This window comes from Streptomyces sp. NPDC053665, from assembly GCF_055585285.1.
In genome coordinates, this window is the sequence record NZ_JBVJKK010000001.1 from 1,572,551 (window position 1) to 1,592,861 (window position 20,311).

General features: G+C 66.6%; 12 protein-coding genes. 2 read left to right on the forward strand and 10 right to left on the reverse strand.

Annotated elements, in window-relative coordinates; translation table 11 throughout:
* Positions 1 to 632: 632 nt before the first annotated feature.
* Complete coding sequence (locus tag ACZ6ZN_RS06900) at positions 633 to 1,622, forward strand: PIN domain-containing protein (RefSeq protein WP_469643677.1); 990 nt, start codon at positions 633 to 635, stop codon at positions 1,620 to 1,622.
* 105 nt (positions 1,623 to 1,727) lie between these two features.
* Here ACZ6ZN_RS06900 and ACZ6ZN_RS06905 read toward each other — a convergent pair.
* From ACZ6ZN_RS06905 to ACZ6ZN_RS06945, 9 genes are all read right to left on the reverse strand, one after another.
* A protein-coding gene (locus ACZ6ZN_RS06905) for an IS3 family transposase (protein ID WP_469643679.1) occupies positions 1,728 to 2,929 on the reverse strand; the annotation gives its coding sequence in 2 pieces (ribosomal slippage) (positions 1,728 to 2,644 and positions 2,644 to 2,929; 1,203 coding nt in all).
* Between the two features lie 172 nt (positions 2,930 to 3,101).
* Positions 3,102 to 4,760 (reverse strand): protein kinase domain-containing protein, encoded by a 1,659-nt coding sequence (locus ACZ6ZN_RS06910; RefSeq protein WP_469643681.1) that lies wholly within the window; start codon positions 4,758 to 4,760, stop codon positions 3,102 to 3,104.
* A 51-nt stretch (positions 4,761 to 4,811) separates the two neighbouring features.
* Complete coding sequence (locus ACZ6ZN_RS06915; RefSeq protein WP_469644008.1) at positions 4,812 to 8,033, reverse strand: type I restriction endonuclease subunit R; 3,222 nt, start codon at positions 8,031 to 8,033, stop codon at positions 4,812 to 4,814.
* A 45-nt stretch (positions 8,034 to 8,078) separates the two neighbouring features.
* A complete protein-coding gene (locus ACZ6ZN_RS06920) occupies positions 8,079 to 9,365 on the reverse strand; it encodes a restriction endonuclease subunit S (protein ID WP_388232765.1) in 1,287 nt (428 codons plus the stop codon).
* Entirely contained in the window at positions 9,362 to 11,437 is a 2,076-nt protein-coding gene (locus ACZ6ZN_RS06925; protein WP_469643684.1) for a type I restriction-modification system subunit M, read from the reverse strand. Before ACZ6ZN_RS06925 ends, ACZ6ZN_RS06920 begins: the two co-directional genes overlap by 4 nt.
* 152 nt (positions 11,438 to 11,589) lie before the next feature.
* Positions 11,590 to 14,088, reverse strand: a complete 2,499-nt coding sequence (locus ACZ6ZN_RS06930; protein WP_469643685.1) for a S8 family peptidase — start codon at positions 14,086 to 14,088, stop codon at positions 11,590 to 11,592.
* A gap of 133 nt (positions 14,089 to 14,221) precedes the next feature.
* Positions 14,222 to 15,208: an AAA family ATPase gene (locus ACZ6ZN_RS06935; RefSeq protein WP_469643688.1), complete on the reverse strand. Its 987-nt coding sequence runs from the start codon at positions 15,206 to 15,208 to the stop codon at positions 14,222 to 14,224.
* A 329-nt stretch (positions 15,209 to 15,537) separates the two neighbouring features.
* Entirely contained in the window at positions 15,538 to 16,866 is a 1,329-nt protein-coding gene (locus ACZ6ZN_RS06940; RefSeq protein ID WP_469643691.1) for a class I SAM-dependent RNA methyltransferase, read from the reverse strand.
* Between the two features lie 110 nt (positions 16,867 to 16,976).
* Positions 16,977 to 19,028, reverse strand: coding sequence for an APC family permease (locus ACZ6ZN_RS06945; RefSeq protein ID WP_451880130.1), 2,052 nt, complete (start codon positions 19,026 to 19,028; stop codon positions 16,977 to 16,979).
* A 181-nt stretch (positions 19,029 to 19,209) separates the two neighbouring features.
* Here ACZ6ZN_RS06945 and ACZ6ZN_RS06950 point away from each other — a divergent pair, with 181 nt between their 5' ends.
* Complete coding sequence (locus ACZ6ZN_RS06950) at positions 19,210 to 19,344, forward strand: hypothetical protein (RefSeq protein ID WP_398109946.1); 135 nt, start codon at positions 19,210 to 19,212, stop codon at positions 19,342 to 19,344.
* 9 nt (positions 19,345 to 19,353) lie between these two features.
* On the opposite strand, the gene ACZ6ZN_RS06955 is transcribed toward ACZ6ZN_RS06950, so the two are convergent.
* Positions 19,354 to 20,274, reverse strand: coding sequence for an adenosine kinase (locus ACZ6ZN_RS06955; RefSeq protein WP_469643694.1), 921 nt, complete (start codon positions 20,272 to 20,274; stop codon positions 19,354 to 19,356).
* Between the last annotated feature and the right edge of the window lie 37 nt (positions 20,275 to 20,311).

A 20,311-nucleotide genomic window follows, 5' to 3' on the forward strand; every position in this document is an offset into this window, starting at 1 on the left:
CGGGATTGTTTCCGCGAGAGCCTTCGGGGGCGTGAAGATAGTGTGAGACCCTAAGTACTGCTCGACCAGGGAGCTCGCGCCCCCCGGTCACCGGGAATCCGCGATCCCCCCATGTGTCCCCCGCGACCTGGGGGACAGCTCCCGGAAGCTGCGTTTACGCAGGTCAGCCCCCGTAGCTCAGCGGATAGAGCACGTGCCTTCTAAGCGCCTACTGCGTCTTTCAACGCGTCGGCCTCCTTCAGGCAGTGGCCTCCCAGTGGGTCCACGAGCGCCACATCCACCAGGATCTTGCGCGGCTCATGCACTGCCTGCGGCTTGCGTTACGGTGCCACCAAGGTTGCCGGCATCGCCCGATCCAGGCAGGTTTTGCGGACCCGTCTCGTCCCGCAGCACCCCGCCGACTTGGACGCCACGGCGCGACCGCTGTCTTCGGTAGGTAAGACCCCGACCGCTTGCTCGCTTGGAGGGTGCGCCATCTTTCCTACGGCGACCAGCCCTAGGCGAGTCCCATCGCTGCAGGTCAGGCGCGCTCTACGCGTTTCTGGTCACTCATTGGGCGCTTACGCAAGATCGGGCTAGTTGTCGGCCAAATCCACATGCGACGGCCGTCATCGAAGTGCCACAGTATGGCTATGCTCGTAAGCCCCCTGCCCGGCGTCGACCGGAAGCACCTGCACCAGACGCTCGACGCTGTGCGGGAAAGCGTCTCGAACCTCTTCACCAGCGGCCCTCGTGAGTATTACGAGCGGCTCTTGGCATACCTCGACTGGGCGGCCGACGCCGTTGGTCGGCTGGACACGCTCATCAGCAGCGCCGACCTGGACCGGCTCGTCCTCACGAAACGGCACGACCAGTTGCTTGCCGGGTTGGACAACTTCACCATCGGGACGACCCAGCGGCTCGTCAACCAATTGGTGTACACCGAACTGCGGCAGCGGATGGAAGCGTTCGGGGCCGCCGTCGAAACGCTCGCGCAGGAATTGCAGCGCTGGCAACTGCGCGGGGTTCCGGTGGTGGCCGACAGCAGTTTCTACATCAAGCACCCCGACAAGTTGGAGCAGGTCGACTTCGGCATGCTGCTGGATGTGACACAGCACCCCGTTCACCTCGTGGTGCCGATGGTCGTGGTGGACGAGCTCGACCAGCTCAAGGAGAGCAAGGACAGGCACGTACGTTGGCGGGCGGGGTACACACTGGCCGTATTCGACCGGTTGTTCCAGCAGAACACCGAGCACGCAGTACTGCGCGAGGCGAACGCCCTGGTACAGCGACATACCGGCCTACGACGCGGCGGAGTAACCGTTCAGCTCATGTTCGACCCACCCAGGCACACGCGGCTGCCGATCAACGATGACGAGATCATCGACAGGGCGCTTGCGCTAGAACCGCTGTCTGGTCGCAAGGTGACCGTACTCACCTACGATACCGGCCAGGCAACGCGTGCGCGCGTTGCGGGCCTGCGTGACGTCAAGCTGAGCGTCCCGGTGGGCGACGAGCCGGTGGAGCAGACGACCACGACAAAAAAGCCCCCGGCGAAAGACCGAGGACTTCAGGTGCCAGTCAGCCGTAAGGATGAGCGGGCAGATGCAAGCGCGAACGGCACGGGGCGCAGAGCGCGCTAACCTCGGCCTATAGCCTTCTTCGCATGGATGCACCTCCGGAGCGTGCGGGAACAAGAACCTAGATAGCCCTGATTCTGGGCCTTGACCCCGGTTCCTGGACACGGGTTATGCGGCTTGCGTCAGCGTAGTTGATGTCGTGCGGAAGGTGTTCTCGTAGGCGATCGGACTGCGGTGTCCGAGGCGGGAGTGACGGCGTCGGGTGTTGTAGCGGTTCAGCCAGCGGAAGGCGTCGAGGCGGGCCTCGCCCTCGGTGGACCAGTGCTTTCGACCCTGAAGCGTCTCGCGTTTGAACGTCGCGTTGAAGGACTCGGCGAGCGCGTTGTCCGCGCTGGAGCCGATCGCGCTCATGGACTGGCGGACGCCTGCCGCGCGGCAGGCGTCGGCGAAGGCCCGGCTGGTGTACTGGGCGCCGTGATCGGTGTGCAGGACCGCCCCGGCGAGGCCGCCGCGGGTCCGCTCGGCGGCGGCCAGGGCGTCGGTGACGAGGTCGGTGCGCATGTGGTCCGCGATCGCCCAGCCGGCAAGACGCCGTGAGGCGAGGTCAATGACGGTGGCCAGATAGAGGAACTTCCCGCCGTCCAGCGGGAGATAGGTGATGTCGCCGACGTACTTCGTGTTCGGCCTGCTTGCGGTGAAGTCGCGGCCGATGAGGTCTGGGGCCTTGGCCGCGGCCGGGTCGGCAACAGTGGTGCGGTGTCTGCGGCGCAAGCGCACGCCCGCCAGACCGGCACCCCGCATCACGCGCGCGATCCGCTTGTGGTTGACGCGCTCGCCCGCCTCGCGGAGCTCGGCGGTGATCCTGGGGACGCCGTAGGTGCCGTCCGACTCGTGGTGCACGGCCCGTATCCGTGCGGCGAGGCGGGCGTCGGCCGCCTGCCGGGCGGCCCGGTCCGCAGCGGTGCGGCGCCAGTAGTAGAAGCTGGAGCGGGCGATGCCGAGGATGGTGCACAGCCGCTTCACGCCGTAGCGGCGGTGGTGGTCGGCGACGAACTGGAAGCGGTTCACCAGCGCGTCTCCCCGGCGAAATACTTCGCCGCCTTCCGCAGGATCTCGCGTTCCTCCTCCAGCTCGCGGACCTTCTTGCGCAGAGCGGCGTTCTCCGCCTCCAACGGCGTGGGCGGCTCGGCCGGCACCTCGGCTCGGCGTCCCCGGGGCCGGCTCGCACCAGCGGCCCGGACCCAGTTCCGCAGGGTCTCGGGATTGATCCCCAGATCGGCAGCGACCTGCCTGATCGTCGCTTCGGGCCGCGACTGGTACAGCGCGACCGCATCCGCCTTGAACTGCGGCGGATAGTTCTTCATGACCACGAGAAGTCCGTTCTCAGATCCTCAGGATCCAGTGTCTCGCGTGTCCAAGATCAGGGGTCAAGGCCCTCTCGCTGGTCAGAGGCAATTGCACAGTCTTGCCAATCCATCCGCGCATTGTTGCTGCCCGAACGGACAGCACCGCTGTGTTTTTGTGGGCGGCCCCAGTGAGACCTCAAGCTGCGAAGCGGTTAAGGCGCTTTTCGAATGCGTCGATGTCGGCGAGGTCCGGGGCGTTGGGGCCGCGCAGGCGTTCGGTTGCTTCACGCAGTTCCGCGACGGCGCGGCGGGCTTCGGGGAAGCGTTCACGGGCCGCATAGAGGCGAGCGAGGTTGGCGAGGGCGTCCAAGTGGCGGTCGACGGCTTCTGTGTCGTCGGGCTCCCGGGCATGGGCGGTGTAGGTGCGGAACGCTTCGATCGAGGCTGTCGACTCACCAAGGGCCATGCGGCACTGAGCGGCGTAGTAGAGGCAGAGTAGGGCCTGTTCGTCGTCGGCACCGTAGCGGGCACTCCAGGCAGCGCCGACCTCGTCAAAGAGCGCGGCGGCTTCGCGGTGGGCGCCGGCCAAGAATCGGACTTGGGCCAGGGAGAACGTGAGGTCGTCGTGCAGGACGCCGTCCTGGGCGCGGTGGATAGCACCGGCTAGGAGGTCTGCTGCTTGGACGAACTTGCCGTCCTGAGCGAGCTGTGCGGCGAGATCAGCGGCTTCGTTGGCCTCGGCGTCGGTGAGGAGGGCGGGGGCTGCCTCCGTGACAGCGTTCGGTTCGGCCAGGACGATTTGCGTCGGTGAGTAACCGGTCGGAGCGGGGCGCTTGGACGGGCCGCTGAAGGGACGGTGGAAGGGCTGGCGCGGGTCGTACTCGGCCCGCATAGTGTCGGAGTCATCCTGCCTGTAGACCCAGGGCAGCAGCGCGTCGTAAACCTGGGAAGCGGCCAGGCGGCGTTCGGGTTCCTTATTCAGCATGCCCAGGAGGAGGTCCTCCAGCTCCTGGGGAAGGTCGCGGCGCCTAGTGCGGATCGGCGGTGGGTCGGTACGCACGTGGTGCCAGGCGTGGGAGCCGTTGGCATCGGCAATAAATGGCGGTCGGCCGGTGAGAAGTTCGTACAGCACGCAAGCCAAGGCGTAGATGTCGGAGGCCGGGCCGACTTCGTTGGCAAGGCTCTGCTCAGGGGACATGTAGGGCGGGGTGCCGACCGTCATGCCCTCTTGGGTAAGGCGGGGGTGGTTGCCGGAGCCGCGCAGAGCGGCAACTCCGAAGTCGAGGACCTTGACGACGCCGTCGGGGGTGATCATGAGGTTGGCGGGTTTGATGTCGCGGTGCACGACGTCGTTGCGGTGCACCTCGTCCAATACGGAGGCGATCTGTACGCCTGCTGCTGCGGCCCAGGAGATGGCCAGCGGTGAGACGTCGTAATCCGTGTCATCGATGAGGGCCTGCACTTCGCGTCCACGCAGCAGCTGCATGACCACATAGAGCTGGTATGTGGTCTCGTCGATGCCCGTGTCGTAGATGGCCGGGATGCCGAGGTGTTCCAGGGCTGCAGTGGTGCGGACTTCACGCAGGAAGCGGTCGCGGCGGTTGGCCAGCATCTCGCTGGCGCCGAGGCCGGGGACGCCGGGCAGACCGCGGGTGTCAGTGAGCATCATCTTGACCGCGACACGGCGGTCTAGGCGCTCATCGTAGGCATGCCAGACCTCGCCCATGCCGCCGGCGCCGATCGGTCGGTCCAACCGGTAGCGTCCCGCGATCACGCGGGACGACGGCCCTCCGGCGCCCTCGGTCAGCGCATCATGGAGCCCATCGTGCGGCACTGCAGCGATCCCTTCGGCCACGGTGCCTGCCCAGCACCGGAGTTCGACATGAGGCGGGACTTTCGTTGCAGGTTACGCATCGGCCGGCAGGGTGGTTCCCGCTTCGCCAGATTTGATCGCTGCGGCCCGCTCGGCGGTGGCTCGTCGCTCCGCTTCCCGGCGGGCGGGCCGGCGAATGAGCCCGTACGCCTGCTGGGTAGCGACCTGTTTGAAGATCTTATTGATGAGAGGGTCGTCGTAATACCGCACGAGCAGGGCGTCGTTGGACTTCGCCTGGTCAATCACGATGCGGTCCATGTCCTTGTCGACCTCGCGTCGGAAGGTCTCCTCGTCGTTGTGCAGGCCGATTCGCTTCAGGTCCGGATCCTCCGAGACGGCGACGACAAGCTGGCCGAGAAGGATCTGGTCGGTGGTGGACAGACCGATTCCGTACTCGTCGTTGACCGACTCGATGACCTGGGCGAGGGACTTCTCCTCGACCTCCGGGCCTGCGCCAGCGGGCTGTGGGACAAGACCGGGCAACAGTTGGAGACCCTCCGCCTTCAGGTTGAGCTCGGCCGTTCCGGTCTTGCGGACATTCATGTGGCTAGGAGTGACCTCGCCAATGTCCGCGCTTGCTGAGCCGACCGGGAGCCGGAGGCGGCGTACCAGGAACCTCCCGTATTGGTAGAGACGCTCCAGGTCCTCGTTCTCGAAGCCGATGACGTGGGAGAGCCAGCCGTACGCTTTGACGTAGGAGTCCAGGGCGCGTCGGAACTCCTGTGCTGCGTCCGGCTCGTCCTCGGCCAGGGCGTTGAACCGGTCCACGGCGGGCTGGGTATAGGCGTACAGCTTCGAGTGTGCCTTGGAGACCGCAGCGTCGGTGGCGGTGCCGTTCTTGAAGGCGGCGAAGTAGGCGGTGACGAAGGCGTCCATCTCCGCCTCGATCAGCAGCCGATAGGCCATCACCTCGTCGTGCCGGGTGAACAGAAAGTCCGGGTCAGTCGGCTCAGAGATCGACGCCTCGTAGTACTGCTGAAACGCCTCCTCGATCACCTCCGGTTTGTTCGCGAAGTCCATCACAAACAAGTCCTCGGCCGACTTCAAGGGGTGCGTGCGATTCAGCCGAGACAGTGTCTGCACAGCGGCGAGGCCGGCGAGTAGCTTGTCGACGTACATCGTCGTCAGCAGGGGCTGGTCAAAGCCGGTCTGGTACTTGTCAGCGACAACCAGGATGCGGTACTCGGGCCTGGGGACGGACGGCGGCTTGGGATCGTCCAGACGGCTGTAGGCGAAGGCTTCGGGCAGCTTGCTCTCTGGGAAGCCGTTCAACTTGGCCTCGGTGTACTCGATCTCGTCCAGAGTGAGGGTCCCGGAGAACGCCACCAGAGTGCCGCAGTCGGTGTAGCCGCAGCGCTCCACGTAGCCGCGGATCGCCTGGTAGAGGCGCACGGCGTGCTCGCGGCTGGGAGTGACGACCATGGCGCGCGCTCGGCCGCCGAGCCGATTCATGGTGTGGGTACGGAAGTGATCCACGATGATCTTCGCCCTGGACTCCAGGGAGGCCGCCGACATCAGCGCGGCCCGCACCAGCTTCGCTTTCGCCTTGCGCGGATCAACCTGCCGCTCAGCCTCGTCCGCGGCGGCCTGCTGCAGCTTGAAGTACGTGCCGTAAGTGACGTAAGTACCGAGCACGTCGAGGATGAAGCCCTCTTCGATGGCCTGCCGCATCGAGTAGATGTGGAACGGCTCCATCTGGCCCGTGACGGGTGACTCGGTCCCGAACAGCTTGAGGGTCTTGTCCTTCGGGGTTGCGGTGAACGCGAAGAAGGACAGGTTGGGCTGCTTTCCGCGGGCCAGCGCGGCCGCAGTCAGCGGATCGCCGTCATCATCGACCGAGCCATCGCCCAGCTTGCCCAGCATCCGCTTCAGCGCGTCAGTGCCCTTACCTCCCTGAGATGAGTGCGCCTCGTCGATGACGACCGCGTAGCGGCGCTCGCTACCAAGCCCGGACGCTTTATCCAGGATGAACGGGAACTTCTGGAGTGTCGTGATGACGATGCGGGCAGTCGCCCCGGTCAGTGCGTCAGCAAGCTGCTGGGAATCATCGTCGACGCGCAGCACTACGCCTGGAGTGTGGTCGAACTGGTAGATCGTGTCCTGAAGTTGCTTATCCAGCACCCGCCGGTCGGTGATGACGATGACCTTGTTGAAGACCTGCTGATTGGGCCCGAGACCCTTTGCCTGGGCGGCGTCCGGGTCCAGGAGCGCGGGGTCTTCGGGAGTGTGCAGGGAGGCTAGACGATGGGCGAGCCAGGCGATCGTGTTCGACTTGCCCGATCCTGCTGAGTGCTGGATTAGGTAATTTTCGCCCGCACCGTGAGTGGCCGCGTGGTTCGTCAGCTTCCGCACTGCGTGCCACTGGTGGAACCGCGGGAAGATCAGCGGCTGCTTGTGTGCGGAGCCGGGACGGTAGCGGGGGGCTTTGCCGGCCTTGGCCGCCTCGTCCTCCACATGCAGATACCGGTGCAGCAGATCGAGCCAGTTGTCGCGCTGCATCACCTGCTCGAACAGGTAGGAGACCGCGTACCCCGCCCCTGGAGCAGCCGGCGGGTTACCTGCGCCTCCGATGTTGCCCGGACCGCCGGTGCCCATGTTGAACGGAAGGAACCGCGTCCTCGCCCCGGCCAGACGCGTGGTCAGGAACACCAGGTCGGGATCAACCGCAAAGTGCACCAAGCTGCGACGGGCGAAGAACAGCTCGTTCGGGTCGCGGTCGGTGCGGTACTGCCGCTTCGCATCCTCGACCGACTGCCCAGTGAGGGGATTTTTCAGCTCCGCCGACGCGATGGGCAGTCCGTTCACGAAGAACGCTAGGTCCACGGACTTGGTCGGCTCCGCAGCGGAGTAGCGGAACTGCCGCACTACTGTGAGCCGGTTCGCGCTGTACTCATCCAGCGCTCCCGCGGCCAGGGTGTGGGCGGGCCGGAAGTACGCCAGCCGCAGCTTGACGTGGCGCTGGACCACCCCGTGACGCAACACGTCCAGCAGTCCCCGCTCATCTATCTGCTTGGCCACATGCGCGGCGAACCGCTTGATCGCGTGCTCCTCCGTCTCCCCGTACGTCTCCATCAATCGCTCCCACGCCTCAAGCTGAGATTCCCGCAGGAACGCTGACAACTCCGCGGTGTCGATGCCGAGCTCGTGGCTGTATGCCGTCGCAGGACCCCGCTCCCACTCGCTGCGGAGCAGGGCCGCCTCGACGGCGTCCTCGAAAGCGCCCTCGGTGTGGGCCTCGTGTGCGCGGGGCGGCATGGCGGTCAACGAAAGCTCCGTACGTGGTCGGCGGGTAGCGGGATGTTACGCGGGGGCACCCTGGCGGGCTGTGGTTACGTCGAGTTGGCCGGTCACGGCCGCGGTGATGAGGGCCTGGCGGCGCTCAGAGAGGAGGGCCAACTGGCGGCTGATCACCATACGAATCTCGCGCGTACCTCGGAGTTCCCGATCAATGGCAGCTGCGATCGATCGCTGTTGCCAGAGCGGAATCTGCGGGACACGAAGGCTGGAGACATCGGCCAGCCCCAGGCCGACTTTTGTGCCACCGTAACTATTCATGGCCAAGGACTGACGTGACCTCGGCGCTTTCACGGCATAGGCGAGCCATCGCGGGTCACAAGCGTCCTTTCGCGGGCGCAGCAAGGCAACGTGCTGACTGACGTTGCCATCGACGGCATCACCCGCTACCACAGCCACTGAACCGATGTCAGCCGTGATACTCACGAGGACATCCCCGGAGCGTGTCCGTGTGCGCTCGCGCTCAGGGCCGCTTGGAGCGGCCACTCTAGCGAGATCGGAAAGGTCCAGATCGATGCCTTTCCGGGGGATATTAGTGATCCGGATGAAGGGTGTTCCCTCATCAGCCAGATAGTCGCCCCAACCTCGCGGGCCACTAGTGACGCGCTCCACCAGGTACTTGACTGGGATCGTTGCTACATCTTTGGCGGGCTGAAACCTGTCCAGGATTGATTCTTCGCGTGCATCGATGATGGAGACTTGACGGTCGCGCGCGGCAGTCATTCTGTCCATGCGGGTCGTTTCAGCATCGAGGTAGTTGGCGATGCGGCACTGTTCCTCGAGCGGTGGGAGCGGCAGGGGAAAACTTTGGATCTTGCTGCTATTAGTGGAAGCCAGGTTTGTGGTTCTTGTTCCCGTGCTCTCGAAGTAGCACCGTCCATACAGCGATTGGGTCAAGTAGGCGAGGAATCGGCCGTTGAGGCGCTGGGGGTCCGGGCGAATTGCGAAGATGTGGTTCTGGTGCAGGCACCCTTCAAGCTCACCCCGCCAGACCGTCCCACGGCCCAGCTTGTCCAAGTCCCCGCCTTCGGTCATCAGAACGTCACCAGGGCGAAGCGTGCTGCGACGGGCCACACTTCGGGGCACGGTGATCTCCGTCACCGATTCGAGGCTAAGACTTCCTGCTTGAACGTTGGCGACACGCAAGTAGGGTCGAGTGACGACGTCGCCTGTGACGTCTCGCTTCGCGTCGACGGTCAGCCCGTTCTGCAAGCGGGCGACGTACCCGAGACGCACCAATTCGTAGGTGTCGGGAAGCCTAAGCGAACGCGGGTCGAAGACTGAGGTGGTCACCGGGCCACTTCTCCAAGTAGATCCTGGATTTCGACCTCAAGGGCCTTCAGCTTGGCGTCGATCTCTTCGAGTGGCCGTGGTGGCGTGTATACGTAAAAGTGTCGGGTGAACGGGATCTCGTATCCCACGCGGAAACGCACGGTCTCCTTGGTCTTGGGGTCCTTTGACTCAGCGATCCACGCGTCTTCGACGTGTGGTTTTACCTCCCGCTCAAAATACGCGTCGATGTCTTCGCGTAGCGGCACGTTCTCCGCGTCTCGCAGATCCGGGTCGTGCTCGACCTGCCCCTTCTTGACGTATTGAACTTCGCCGTCCGGGTCTGGAACGCCGACTGCGTCACGCATTGCCTTGTCGAAGGGCTTTGTCTGCGGCCAGCTCATTCCGGCCTGATCCAGCGCCGCACCCAGGGCCATCCACGCCTCGGCCTTGGTCTTCCACTCGTTGCCCAGTAGCGGCTTTAGCGCGTCCGCCAGCCTATCCGGCCCGCCCTCTCCAAGCTCCTTCTCCACCGCTTTGGCCACCCGCAGCGCATCCAGGGAATCCTCGGTGACCTTGAACCGCAGCTTGAGCGGCCGGTCCACGGTGATGCGCTGGTAACCGAAGTCGTCCGCGTCGAAGACCTTGACCTTGTCCGGCACGGAGTGCTGCGAACCGTCTCCAGAACGGGTGAGATGATATGCCTCTTCGTACCAGGCGCAGATCTGCTTGCGCTGGTCCCCTCTGATCTTCTTGCGCTTGTTGTTCAGCGACTTCCGCATCTTGGACCATTGGTCCCGCGCGTCGATGAGGATGATCCGGTCCTTGAGGTTCCTGGGCTTGCGGTTGGTCACGATCCAGACGTACGTCGAGATCCCAGTGTTGTAGAAGAGCTGGTCGGGAAGGGCGACGATCGCTTCCAGGTAGTTGTTCCTGATGATCCAACGGCGGATCTCGGACTCGCCGGAGCCGGCGCCGCCGGTGAAGAGCGGGGAGCCGTTGAAGACGATCGCGATGCGACTGCCGCCGATCTCCTTACCTTCGGCGTCCTTCTTCAGAGGCCGCATCTTGTGGATCATGTGCTGCAGGAAAAGAAACGAGCCGTCGTTGATTCGAGGTAGACCCGCACCAAAGCGGCCGTCGTAGCCGCGATCCTCATGCTCCTGCTTGACCTGCTTCTCGACCTTCTTCCACTCCACGCCGAAGGGCGGGTTGGCGAGCATGTATTCGAACTGCTCGTCCTCATGGCCGTCCTGGGTGAAGGAGTTACCGAAGTGGATGTTGGAGGCGGCCTGGCCCTTCAGCAGCATGTCAGAGCGGCAGATCGCGTAAGACTCGGCATTGAGCTCTTGCCCGAAGACGTTCACGCGCGCGTTGGGATTGAGCGCTTTGATGTGGTCCTGGGCCGCGGAGAGCATGCCGCCGGTGCCGCAGGCAGGGTCGAGGATGTCGATTACCGGCGCTGCACCAGTGAGGCGCTCGCCATCTGGAGCCAGGAGCAGCTCGACCATCAGTTCGATGACCTCGCGCGGGGTGAAGTGCTCACCGGCGGTCTCATTCGAGGCGTCCGCGAACTTGCGGATCAGCTCTTCGAAGACGTAACCCATGTTGTGGTTGTCCACGGCCTCGAGGCTCAGGTCGATGCCAGCGAACTTCTGGACCACGAGGTAGAGCAGGCCGGCCTTGGCCAAGCGGTCGATCTGCAGATGGAAGGCATAGTGGTCGAGGATCTCGGTGGCCTCTGAGGAGAAGCCGCCGATGAAGTCCTTGAGGTTCTTCTCGACCTTTTGCGTGTCCGGGTCGGCACCGATGGTGGCGAAGGTCTGGCGGGAGAGGTTGTAGAAGTCGCGGCCGGCTGTGGCACGCAGGACCGCATCCTTGTTCTGACCCGCGAAGGACTCGGCACGTTCCCATACGGCCTCGCGGGTGTCCTTCATCACGCAGTCCATGCGGCGTAGAAGCGTCATCGGCAGGATGACCTTGCCGTACTCGGAGCGCTTGTAGTCGCCCCGTAGCAGGTCGGCGACCGACCAAATGAAGTCGGCCAGCTCCTGATTCTTGTCGCTCACACGCCACCTTCTTGTGTTGTTCCGCATGGAGGGTTCGGCTGATCGCACCGTACCGGAGAGGTGTGACAGGGCTAGCGTACGGAAACCGGACGGGCCGCAGGGCTGCGGTCGATGATCTCAAGATGGCCGGAAGCATGCCCGTCAGGGCCGCCGACGCTGGGCTGCGCCCGCCTGGTCACCTACCAGCCAAATTCCATCTGGATGGGGATGCCGTCCACAATCTCGGTCTGTGCGTGTGGAGTGACCTCGACCGGCACGCCAAGCTGGGTTGCGATGGGGGTGTACAGGTCGGTGGAGACCTCTGGCGTGCGAAGGGAGATCAGGAGGGCGTAGCTGACAGGGCGACCGATTCGGTCATTTCGCTTGTTCGCCTTCCACCAGCCGCCGACAGGGTAGACCGCGAGCGTGCCGCAATCGGCGAGCTCGGTCGCTGATCCGCGCCAGATGTCCGCGTGCAGGGAGCCGAGATTGCGGAATCGTGGGCCGACCAGCCAGTGACTGTGGGACTCGAACGCTTTCGGGTTGCCGATCCCGTCGCTTTCGTGTTCTGCCTGTTCAGCCAACCGCCTCTGGAAGGCGTCGCCTGATTCGGTGGGGCCCTTAATGGCGAAGCGCAGGCCGTGTGAGGCGTAGCTGTAGCGGCCGAGCATGCCACGCCGGCCGGGGTTGGGCTCGATCATGTAGGCGAGCGTCACGCGCAGGTCCACGGTGGTTTCGGCCAGCTCGCGCAGTTGCTCCAGCGGCCACGGCAGTTCGTGCAGCTTGAGTTCGGCCAGCCGGACCTGCCCGCCCTTGACCCTCTTGAACGGAACCAGGGTGTTTTGAATGATCATCGTGACGGCGTTGGAGGCGCTGCTGCGGATGCGTTCGGCGGTGGGCACGCCCCAGCCGTAGCGGCGGATCACCTGCCGCATGACCTCACCCTTGGCCAGTCTGGGAGTCCCGGTCTTCTTGAAAAGTCCCTGGTCGACCATGGCCGGCGTCCATTGGGCCTCGTGGACGAGCAAGGCGCGGACAGCCTCCGGTCGTAGTCCGGGATAAGTGCTCATCGCCGTGGCGGCCAGTGCTGCCGCCTGTGCGGTGGCAGCACTGGTGGCGTTCGTCCAGGTCAGCTGACGCGCGGGGTCGTGGTGGGTGGTTGCCACGCTCACCAGTTCGTGCTCGTCCAGGAAGCTGTCGTCTGGCGCGACGAGCATATTGCCGCCTTCCAGGACGATGTCGGGCTTGGTGATGGCTGCGTTTGTGAGCGCCACCGAGGTTCGACTGAACGGCGACAGGCCGCCTTGGACGACGAGTGGCCGATACCCACGGAACAAGGGAGTGTCCGGGACGGTATCCAGGTGCGTGCAGGCCCCCACGGTGAGCACGTTGTGCGCCTGGGCAGGTTCCTCAATACGCGACAGGTCGGAGAGCAGCAGGGGATCCAGTGTGCCTTCCTCAGTGCGCATCTGATGGGGCACGGCACCACGGACGTTGCCTGCGCTGACGATGATCAGCCGCGACGCCTCAGGATCCGGTGCGCCGATCAAATCGATGCGGTCGTCTCGCACGGTCACGTCCGTGCCCGCCGCCAGAGCATCCAGGGTGGCCGACCACAGGGTTGCTGTGCCGTCGACACCGTTCTCGCCTTCCCCGGACTGCCGCGTGACAGCCATCGAGAAGACGCGGGCGGACGGCATGGGACCACCATTGCCGATTTCGGCGGTCGCTACAGCGTTCGCGGTCGTCTCGGCGCAGGTCCGCGGCGACTTTGCCGGCGCGTAGCTGTCGTCGAGGATCTTCACGGACTCCAGACCGTGGCTGAGAACCACTGGGCCTTTCGACTCAAGGGCGGCAGCGAAGTCCCCGAACAGGGCGAGGCCGGCCATCTGCGTGCCGTGTCCGCTGCGGTCGGCTGGTGTACTGCCTGGCAGCACGCTGTAGGCCCGCTCGTGCAGTGCGCGCTTGAGTAGCGAATGTTCCTGGGCTATGCCCGTGTCCAGGATGCACACCGCGGGGGCCTGCGGATCGGCCGGCTCAATGCGCTCGGCGAGATCTTCGACGAGGTCCACGCGGAAGGCGCGGTCAACAGCGTAGAGGCCCTCAGCGAAGGTCGGCCTGCGGATCTCGACAGGGCAGGCGTTCGTGGCCAGCAGGACCGTGAGCTCTTCGCCGGTCGTCGCGACGTGCGCGACAAGACGCTCGCCCACATGGATCGCCCGGTCGCTCAGGCGCCACTGCCGCTCGCCAGCAAGGGCACGCAGGGTGACAACCGGATCCGTCGGCGGGATCCGTGGATCAAACCACAGCTCCCACCACCGCTCCTCGTCCATGGGCGGCAGATCCTGCCGCTCCTGCCAGAGGTGCTCCAGAAGCGCTCGGTGGACCTGCTCCATGTTGGCCACCAAAGGGGCTTGCTTCGGGTTGCCCCCGTCGGTGTCCTCGGTGAAGGCATGGATCCGCTGCGTGAACGAGGTGACTTTGTCGAATGGGACCCAGACCAGCGCATCCTGCGGACCGTCGTCTGTCTGCGGATGGCTGCTCATGAGGGTCAGGCCCGAGCCGTCGAGACGCTCCAGCGACAGCGGGTGGTCACGCGCTGCTTCGATCCGCACGGCGAAACCGTCAGGTTGGAACGCGTCGGGGGTCTCGTGGATGAGCTGGGCCGCTTCGCGTTCGGCTTTCTCAAGGCCGTCCACCAGCGCAGCAGCGTGCCCGTGACGGTCTTCGCGCTGGGCTAGGTCAGGTCCGCCTCCGCCAGAGGGCTCGGGGCGCGGGGTCAGCGTGGCGGCCCGCCAGGGCACCACCAAGTGCGGAGTCGCTCTTGCGGGCTCAGGCATGGTGGGAGGCGTGCCGCTCGCTCAGCGCTTCCAGCAGCAGCTGCTCGTCCACTACGTCTCGTCCGGCCAGGATGGCCCGCTTGGCTGCCGCTTCCGCCGCTTTGACCAGCTCGGCATGGCTCAGACCGGATGCACTGTCTGTCACGGCGTCCCACCGTACTGTGCCTGTATCCATTCCGGCTAGCCGTCGGCGCATGACCTCCACGGCTTGCTCGGGCGTGGGGGGACCGTACGTGGCGATCATGTCGAAGCGGCGGAAGAGCGCCCGGTCCAGAAGCTGGTGGTGGTTGGTGCCGGCGACGACCAGGCTCTCAGAGGGAGCCTCGTCCAGGAACAGCAGGAACGAGTTCAGGATCCTGCGCGCCTCGCCGACGTCGTTGCCTGCCGCTCGCTCGGCGCCGAGGGCATCGAATTCGTCGAACAAGTAGACAGCGCGGGTCTGGGCGACCGCGTCGAAAACCAGGCGCAGTTTTGCTGCGGTCTCGCCCATAAACCGACTGATCAGCCCGTCCAGGCGGATGGTGAACAACGGCAGCTTCAGCTCGCCGGCCAATGCTGCGGCGGTCATGCTCTTTCCGGTTCCTGGAGGCCCGGACAGCAGGATGCGGTGCACTGGAGTGAAGCCGAAACGCTCCAGCCGGGCGCGCTGACGCTGCTCGTGCAGCACGCGGTCCAGAGACGCTCGTAGCCCCGCGTCCAGGGTCATGTCGTCAAGTTGGGTATCCGGGTAGCCCGCTGTCAGAAGACTGGTGAGCTCGCCACGGGGCTGCACTACCGGGGTTGCGGCACTCCGGCTGCTGGCTCTGCTCTGCTTCTGCTGCGCGGTCTCAACCAGCTCACGCAGTTCCACAGCGAACTTCCCCTGCCCCTGGCGAGCGGACTTTGCCGCCACCTGCAGGGCGACGCTATAGAAGAGGTCGTCGTTAGCTTCGGCGTGCGCTCGCACGAGAGCTTTCAGGTGCTCGGCGTTCGCCGCCATACGCCTGTCACCCTTCCGATGCCAGCTATCTGTGAGGGGGGTCTACCCAGGAGCCGATGGCCACCTGCGCCGCCTGCATCGTACGGCTCAAGGCGGCAGAGTGTTGCCTGGACGTTCCCGCTCACCGCCCGTAGCAGCGCACTGTCGATCAGACCCATGCGGCGAAACCTGCCCCACAGAGTGGCCATCAGAGCGTCTGAGCAGCGACACAACTGGCCTGACACCCCATCAGAACGAGCGTCAAATGAGCGTCACGAGCGTCATTTCAGCGTCAAGATATCGCCCGTAACGCCCACACCGCACATAATGCGCACGCACAAAATCGCAGGTCAGGAGCCCTTTGCGGCCGGTTCGAGGATGGCGACGCACTCCACATGATGCGTCATCGGGAACAGGTCGAACGCCCGCAGCGTGCGCACCCGGTAGCCGCCCTCGCCGAAGTACGCCAGGTCCCGCGCCAGCGCCGCCGGGTCGCACGCCACGTAGGCGATCCTGCGGGCGCCCAGCGACGACAGGTGCTGGACCGTCTTGCGGCCCGCGCCGGCCCGCGGCGGGTCGAGGACGATCAGGTCGACCTCCGAGATGCCCGTGCGCGGCAGGACCGACTCGACCTTGCCCTGCTCGATGCGCACCCGCTCGAAGTCGGCCAGGTTGTGCCGCGCGTCCTCCACCGCGCGCTTGCCGGACTCGATGCCCAGCACCGCGCCCTGGTCGCCGACCCGGTCGGCGAGCGCGCCGGCGAAGAGGCCGACGCCGCAGTAGAGGTCGAGGGCCATGTCGCCCTTGCGCGGCAGCAGCCCCTGCATGACCGCCGTCACGAGGGTGTCGGCCGCCTTCGGATGGACCTGCCAGAAGCCGCCGTTGCCCACGCGGTGCGTCCGGCCGTCCGCACGCTCGCGGACGAAGGGACGGCCGTGCACCCGGTGGACGCCGCCCGAGCGCTCGTCGACGCGCAGGACGGAGACCGGGCGGTCGAGCTCGACCAGCGGCAGCCGCGCGCCCGGCTTCGGCGTGAGGATCACCTGGCGGTCCTGGGAGCCCGTCGCGGCGATCGCCTCGACGGAGTCCATGCCCGTCCAGACCCGCTTCTCGATGCCCAGCTCGCTGACACCCTCCGCGGCGATCATGCAGTGGTCGATCGGCTCCACCTCGTGGGAGCGATGCCGGCGCAGGCCCGCCCGGCCGTCGGCGGTGACGGCGTACTGGACGCGGGTGCGCCACGCCGGGACCTGGCCGGCCGGCACCTTGTCGCCCTCGGCGGGCAGCACCGTGCCGTCCCAGCCGGCCTCCTCGGGGGTGAGCCCGGCCAGGTGCTTCAGCTGCTCGGCGACGACGTCGGCCTTCAGGCGGCGCTGCGCGCCGGGCTTGGCGTGCTGCCAGTCGCAGCCGCCGCAGCGGCCGGGGCCGGCGAAGGGGCAGGGCTCGTCGATGCGGTCCTTGGAGGCGTCCAGCACCCGCACGGCGTCGGCCCGCAGGAAGCGCGCGCCCTGCTCGCCCTCCGTCACCCGGGCCACGACCCGCTCGCCGGGCAGCGCGTGCCGGACGAACAGCACCTGCCCCTCGGAGGTGCGGGCGATGCAGTGACCGCCGTGGGCGACGGGGCCGACCTCGACCTCGTACTCCTCCCCCACCAGCGACTTCCTCGGTTCTGCCTGCATGGCGGGGTGACTCCATAACGCGTGAGGGGGAAGGGCCGCACGAAAGCGGCCGGACGACAGCCCACCAGTCTACGTGGCTGCCGCCCGGCCGATTCACACGAGCCGTCGGCTCACGGCTTGTGCTCGGTGGTCTCCTTCGACCGCACCTGGGCGGGGCCCCGGCGCACCGAGCCGGGCGCGTTCCAGTTCTGCTGCCTGCGGGCGCGCCGCTTGGCCGCCTCGGAGGACTGCAGCTGGTAGGGCACCGAGGTGACCATAATCCCCGGCGTGAACAGCAGTCGGCCCTTCAGCCGCAGGGCGCTCTGGTTGTGCAGCAGGTGCTCGTACCAGTGGCCCACGACGTACTCGGGGATGATCACGGACACCGCGTCGCGCGGGGACTCCTTGCGCAGGCTCTTGACGTACTCGATGACCGGCCGCGTGATCTCGCGGTAGGGCGAGTCCAGGACCTTCAGGGGCACGTCGATGCCGCGCCGGTTCCACTCCTCCTGGAGGGCCTTGGTCTCGGCCGGGTCGACGTTGACGCTCAGGGCCTCCAGGCTGTCCGAGCGCATCAGCTTGGCGTAGGCCAGGGCGCGCAGCGTGGGGCGGTGGATCTTGGAGATCAGTACGACCGAGTGGACGCGGGAGGGCCGGACGCTGTCGTCGCTGGGGCCCTCGGGGGCCGCGATCTCGGCGGCGACCCGGTCGTAGTGCTTGCGGATGGCCGTCATCGTCGCGTAGAAGATCACCATGCCGAGCAGGGCGACCCAGGCGCCGTGGGTGAACTTGGTGAGCAGGACGACGACGAGCACGAGGCCGGTGAAGAAGGCGCCGAAGGTGTTGATCGCGCGCGAGCGGATCATGTGGCGGCGCTTGGCCTGGTCCTTCTCGGTGGCCAGGTGCCGGTTCCAGTGCCGGACCATGCCGATCTGGCTGAGCGTGAAGGACACGAACACGCCGACGATGTACAGCTGGATCAGGCGCGTGGAGTCCGCCCCGTAGATGCCCACCAGGAGTCCGGCAGCACCGGCGAGGAGCACGATGCCGTTGGAGAAGGCCAGGCGGTCGCCGCGGGTGTGCAGCTGGCGCGGCAGGTAGCGGTCCTGGGCAAGGATCGAGCCGAGCAGCGGGAAGCCGTTGTAGGCGGTGTTGGCCGCGAGGAACAGCACCAGCGCGGTGGCGGCGGCCAGGACGACGAACAGGAAGCTGCCCTTGCCGAAGACGGCCTCGGCGACCTGGGAGATCACCGGGTTCTGCACGTAGTCGGGGCCGAGCGGGACACCGTTGTGGACGAGGTCCTTGGCCGGGTTCTCGGCCATGCGCACGTCGGTCGCGGCGGCCAGCGCGATGATGCCGCAGAACATGGTGACGGCCAGCAGGCCCATCATGGCGAGGGTGGTCGCGGCGTTCCTGGACTTGGGCTTGCGGAAGGCGGGGACGCCGTTGGAGATGGCCTCCACGCCGGTGAGCGCGGCGCAGCCGGAGGAGAAGGCCCGCAGCAGCAGGAAGACCAGGGCGAAGCCGGCCAGGCCCTGGTGCTCGGGCTTGATGACGTAGTCCGCGGTCGGCGCCCGCATGGTGTCGTCCAGGACCAGCCCGCGGAAGGCGCCCCAGGCGATCATCGTGAAGACGCCGAAGACGAAGACGTAGGTCGGGATCGCGAACAGCGAGCCCGACTCCTTCACGCCGCGCAGGTTCATCAGCGTCAGCAGCACGATCACGCCGATCGCGCACAGCACCTTGTGCTCGACGACGAACGGGATCGCCGAGCCGAGGTTCTCGATGCCGGAGGAGATCGACACGGCGACGGTGAGGACGTAGTCGACGAGCAGCGCGCTGGCGACGGTCAGGCCGGCCTTGGGGCCGAGGTTGGTGGTCGCCACCTCGTAGTCGCCGCCGCCGCTGGGGTAGGCATGCACGTTCTGCCGGTACGAGGCCACCACGGTGAACATCAGCACGACGACCGCGACGGCGATCCAGGGGCTGAAGTGGTACGCCGTGACGCCCGCGATCGACAGGACCAGCAGGACCTCGCCGGGCGCGTACGCCACGGAGGACAGCGGGTCGGAGGCGAAGACGGGGAGTGCGATGCGCTTCGGCAGGAGCGTTTCCCCGAGCCGGTCACTGCGCAGGGCGCGCCCGATCAGGAGCCGTTTGGGCACGTCGGTCAGTTTGGACACAACAGAGGATCGTAAGCGTTCGATTGCGGGGGTGCCCACCCGCCACCCCCCATCGGCGTTCCCTCTGCTCTCCGAGTGAAATCAGAGGCTGGTGCGGCTGGGGATTACGCAGGTCACCCGCTTCCCATGCCTATATGACTAGGCCCCGTCCACGCCCGGCCGCCCCGCCCCCGGAGGTCCCATGCACCCGACCGCAGAACTGATCGGCGCAGCGGCCACACTGCTCGTCCTCGGAATCCTCACGGTGGCGAGCGTGCGGAGCATCAGCCGGCGCAAGAACGGCTCGCCGGACATGCGCGGCGGGGGCATGCCGTGACCCGGGGTCTCAGCGGCCCCGCAGCCGTTCCTGTTCGGCCACCCCGGCCCGCAGTTCCGTGAGACCGATGCTGTCCGCGCGGGTCGCCGGGACCGTGCACGCGTAGGCGCCCGCCACGGTGCCGTGCAGGGCGCAGCGGCGCGGCGGTTCACCGTTCAGCCAGGCGTGCAGGAACGCGGCCGCGAAGGCGTCGCCCGCGCCGTTGGAGTCGACGACGGGGGCCGGAGGCCGGGCGGCGGGCACGTGGGCCGGCTCCCCGTCGGCCAGGAGGTACGCCCCGTCGGCCCCGGCGGTGGCGACGACGACGCGGGCCCGTCCCCGTTCGGCGATCGAGCGCATGGTGCGCTGCGGGTCGTCCAGTGCCGCGGCGGACAGGAAGACCAGGTCGGCCTGGTGGGCGAAGGTCTCGTGGTAGGGGTCGGCGCCGTTCCAGTCGTGCAGGTCGGTGGAGATCGTGACGCCCGTCTCGCGCAGGAGGGGCAGCGCGTGGGCGCACGGCTGGGTGATGACGACGTGGGCGTGCCGGGCGGCCCCGGCCAGGTCGCGCACCAGGGTCTCGGGCAGCCGGTCGGAGTCGGCGGAGCGCGTGGCGTCGTACAGGGACGTCCGGCGGCCGTCGGGGCCGACGAGGTTGACGGCGCGCTTGGTGCCGAGCGGCTGGTGGACGGCGGTGAGCGGGACGGCCCGGTCGCGGTGCAGTGCGCGGACCAGGTCGCCCTCGGGGTCGTCGCCGAGCAGGTCGAGGTGGTGCGTGCGCAGGCCCAGCGCGCCGGCCGCGAGGGCGACGAAGTCCCCGCTCTGTCCGGCCCGGGTGACGATGCCGGGGCGGATCATGTGGCTGTCCGCGAAGGGCACGGGCAGTTCGGGCACGTGGACGATGGTGTCCACGCCCGCTCCGCCCAGCACCAGTACGTCGATCTCGTGGTCCATGAGGGCCCTTCCCCGGTCCCGGGGTCCGCCGGAGCCC

Coding starts and splice junctions, on each gene's coding strand:
- ACZ6ZN_RS06935 (WP_469643688.1), bottom strand. CDS start 15,208: ATGGCGGCGAACGCCGAGCACCTGAAAGCTCTCGTGCGAGCGCACGCC.
- ACZ6ZN_RS06940 (WP_469643691.1), bottom strand. CDS start 16,866: ATGCAGGCAGAACCGAGGAAGTCGCTGGTGGGGGAGGAGTACGAGGTC.
- ACZ6ZN_RS06900 (WP_469643677.1), top strand. CDS start 633: ATGCTCGTAAGCCCCCTGCCCGGCGTCGACCGGAAGCACCTGCACCAG.
- ACZ6ZN_RS06955 (WP_469643694.1), bottom strand. CDS start 20,274: ATGGACCACGAGATCGACGTACTGGTGCTGGGCGGAGCGGGCGTGGAC.
- ACZ6ZN_RS06925 (WP_469643684.1), bottom strand. CDS start 11,437: ATGCGGAACAACACAAGAAGGTGGCGTGTGAGCGACAAGAATCAGGAG.
- ACZ6ZN_RS06950 (WP_398109946.1), top strand. CDS start 19,210: ATGCACCCGACCGCAGAACTGATCGGCGCAGCGGCCACACTGCTCGTC.
- ACZ6ZN_RS06915 (WP_469644008.1), bottom strand. CDS start 8,033: ATGCCGCCCCGCGCACACGAGGCCCACACCGAGGGCGCTTTCGAGGAC.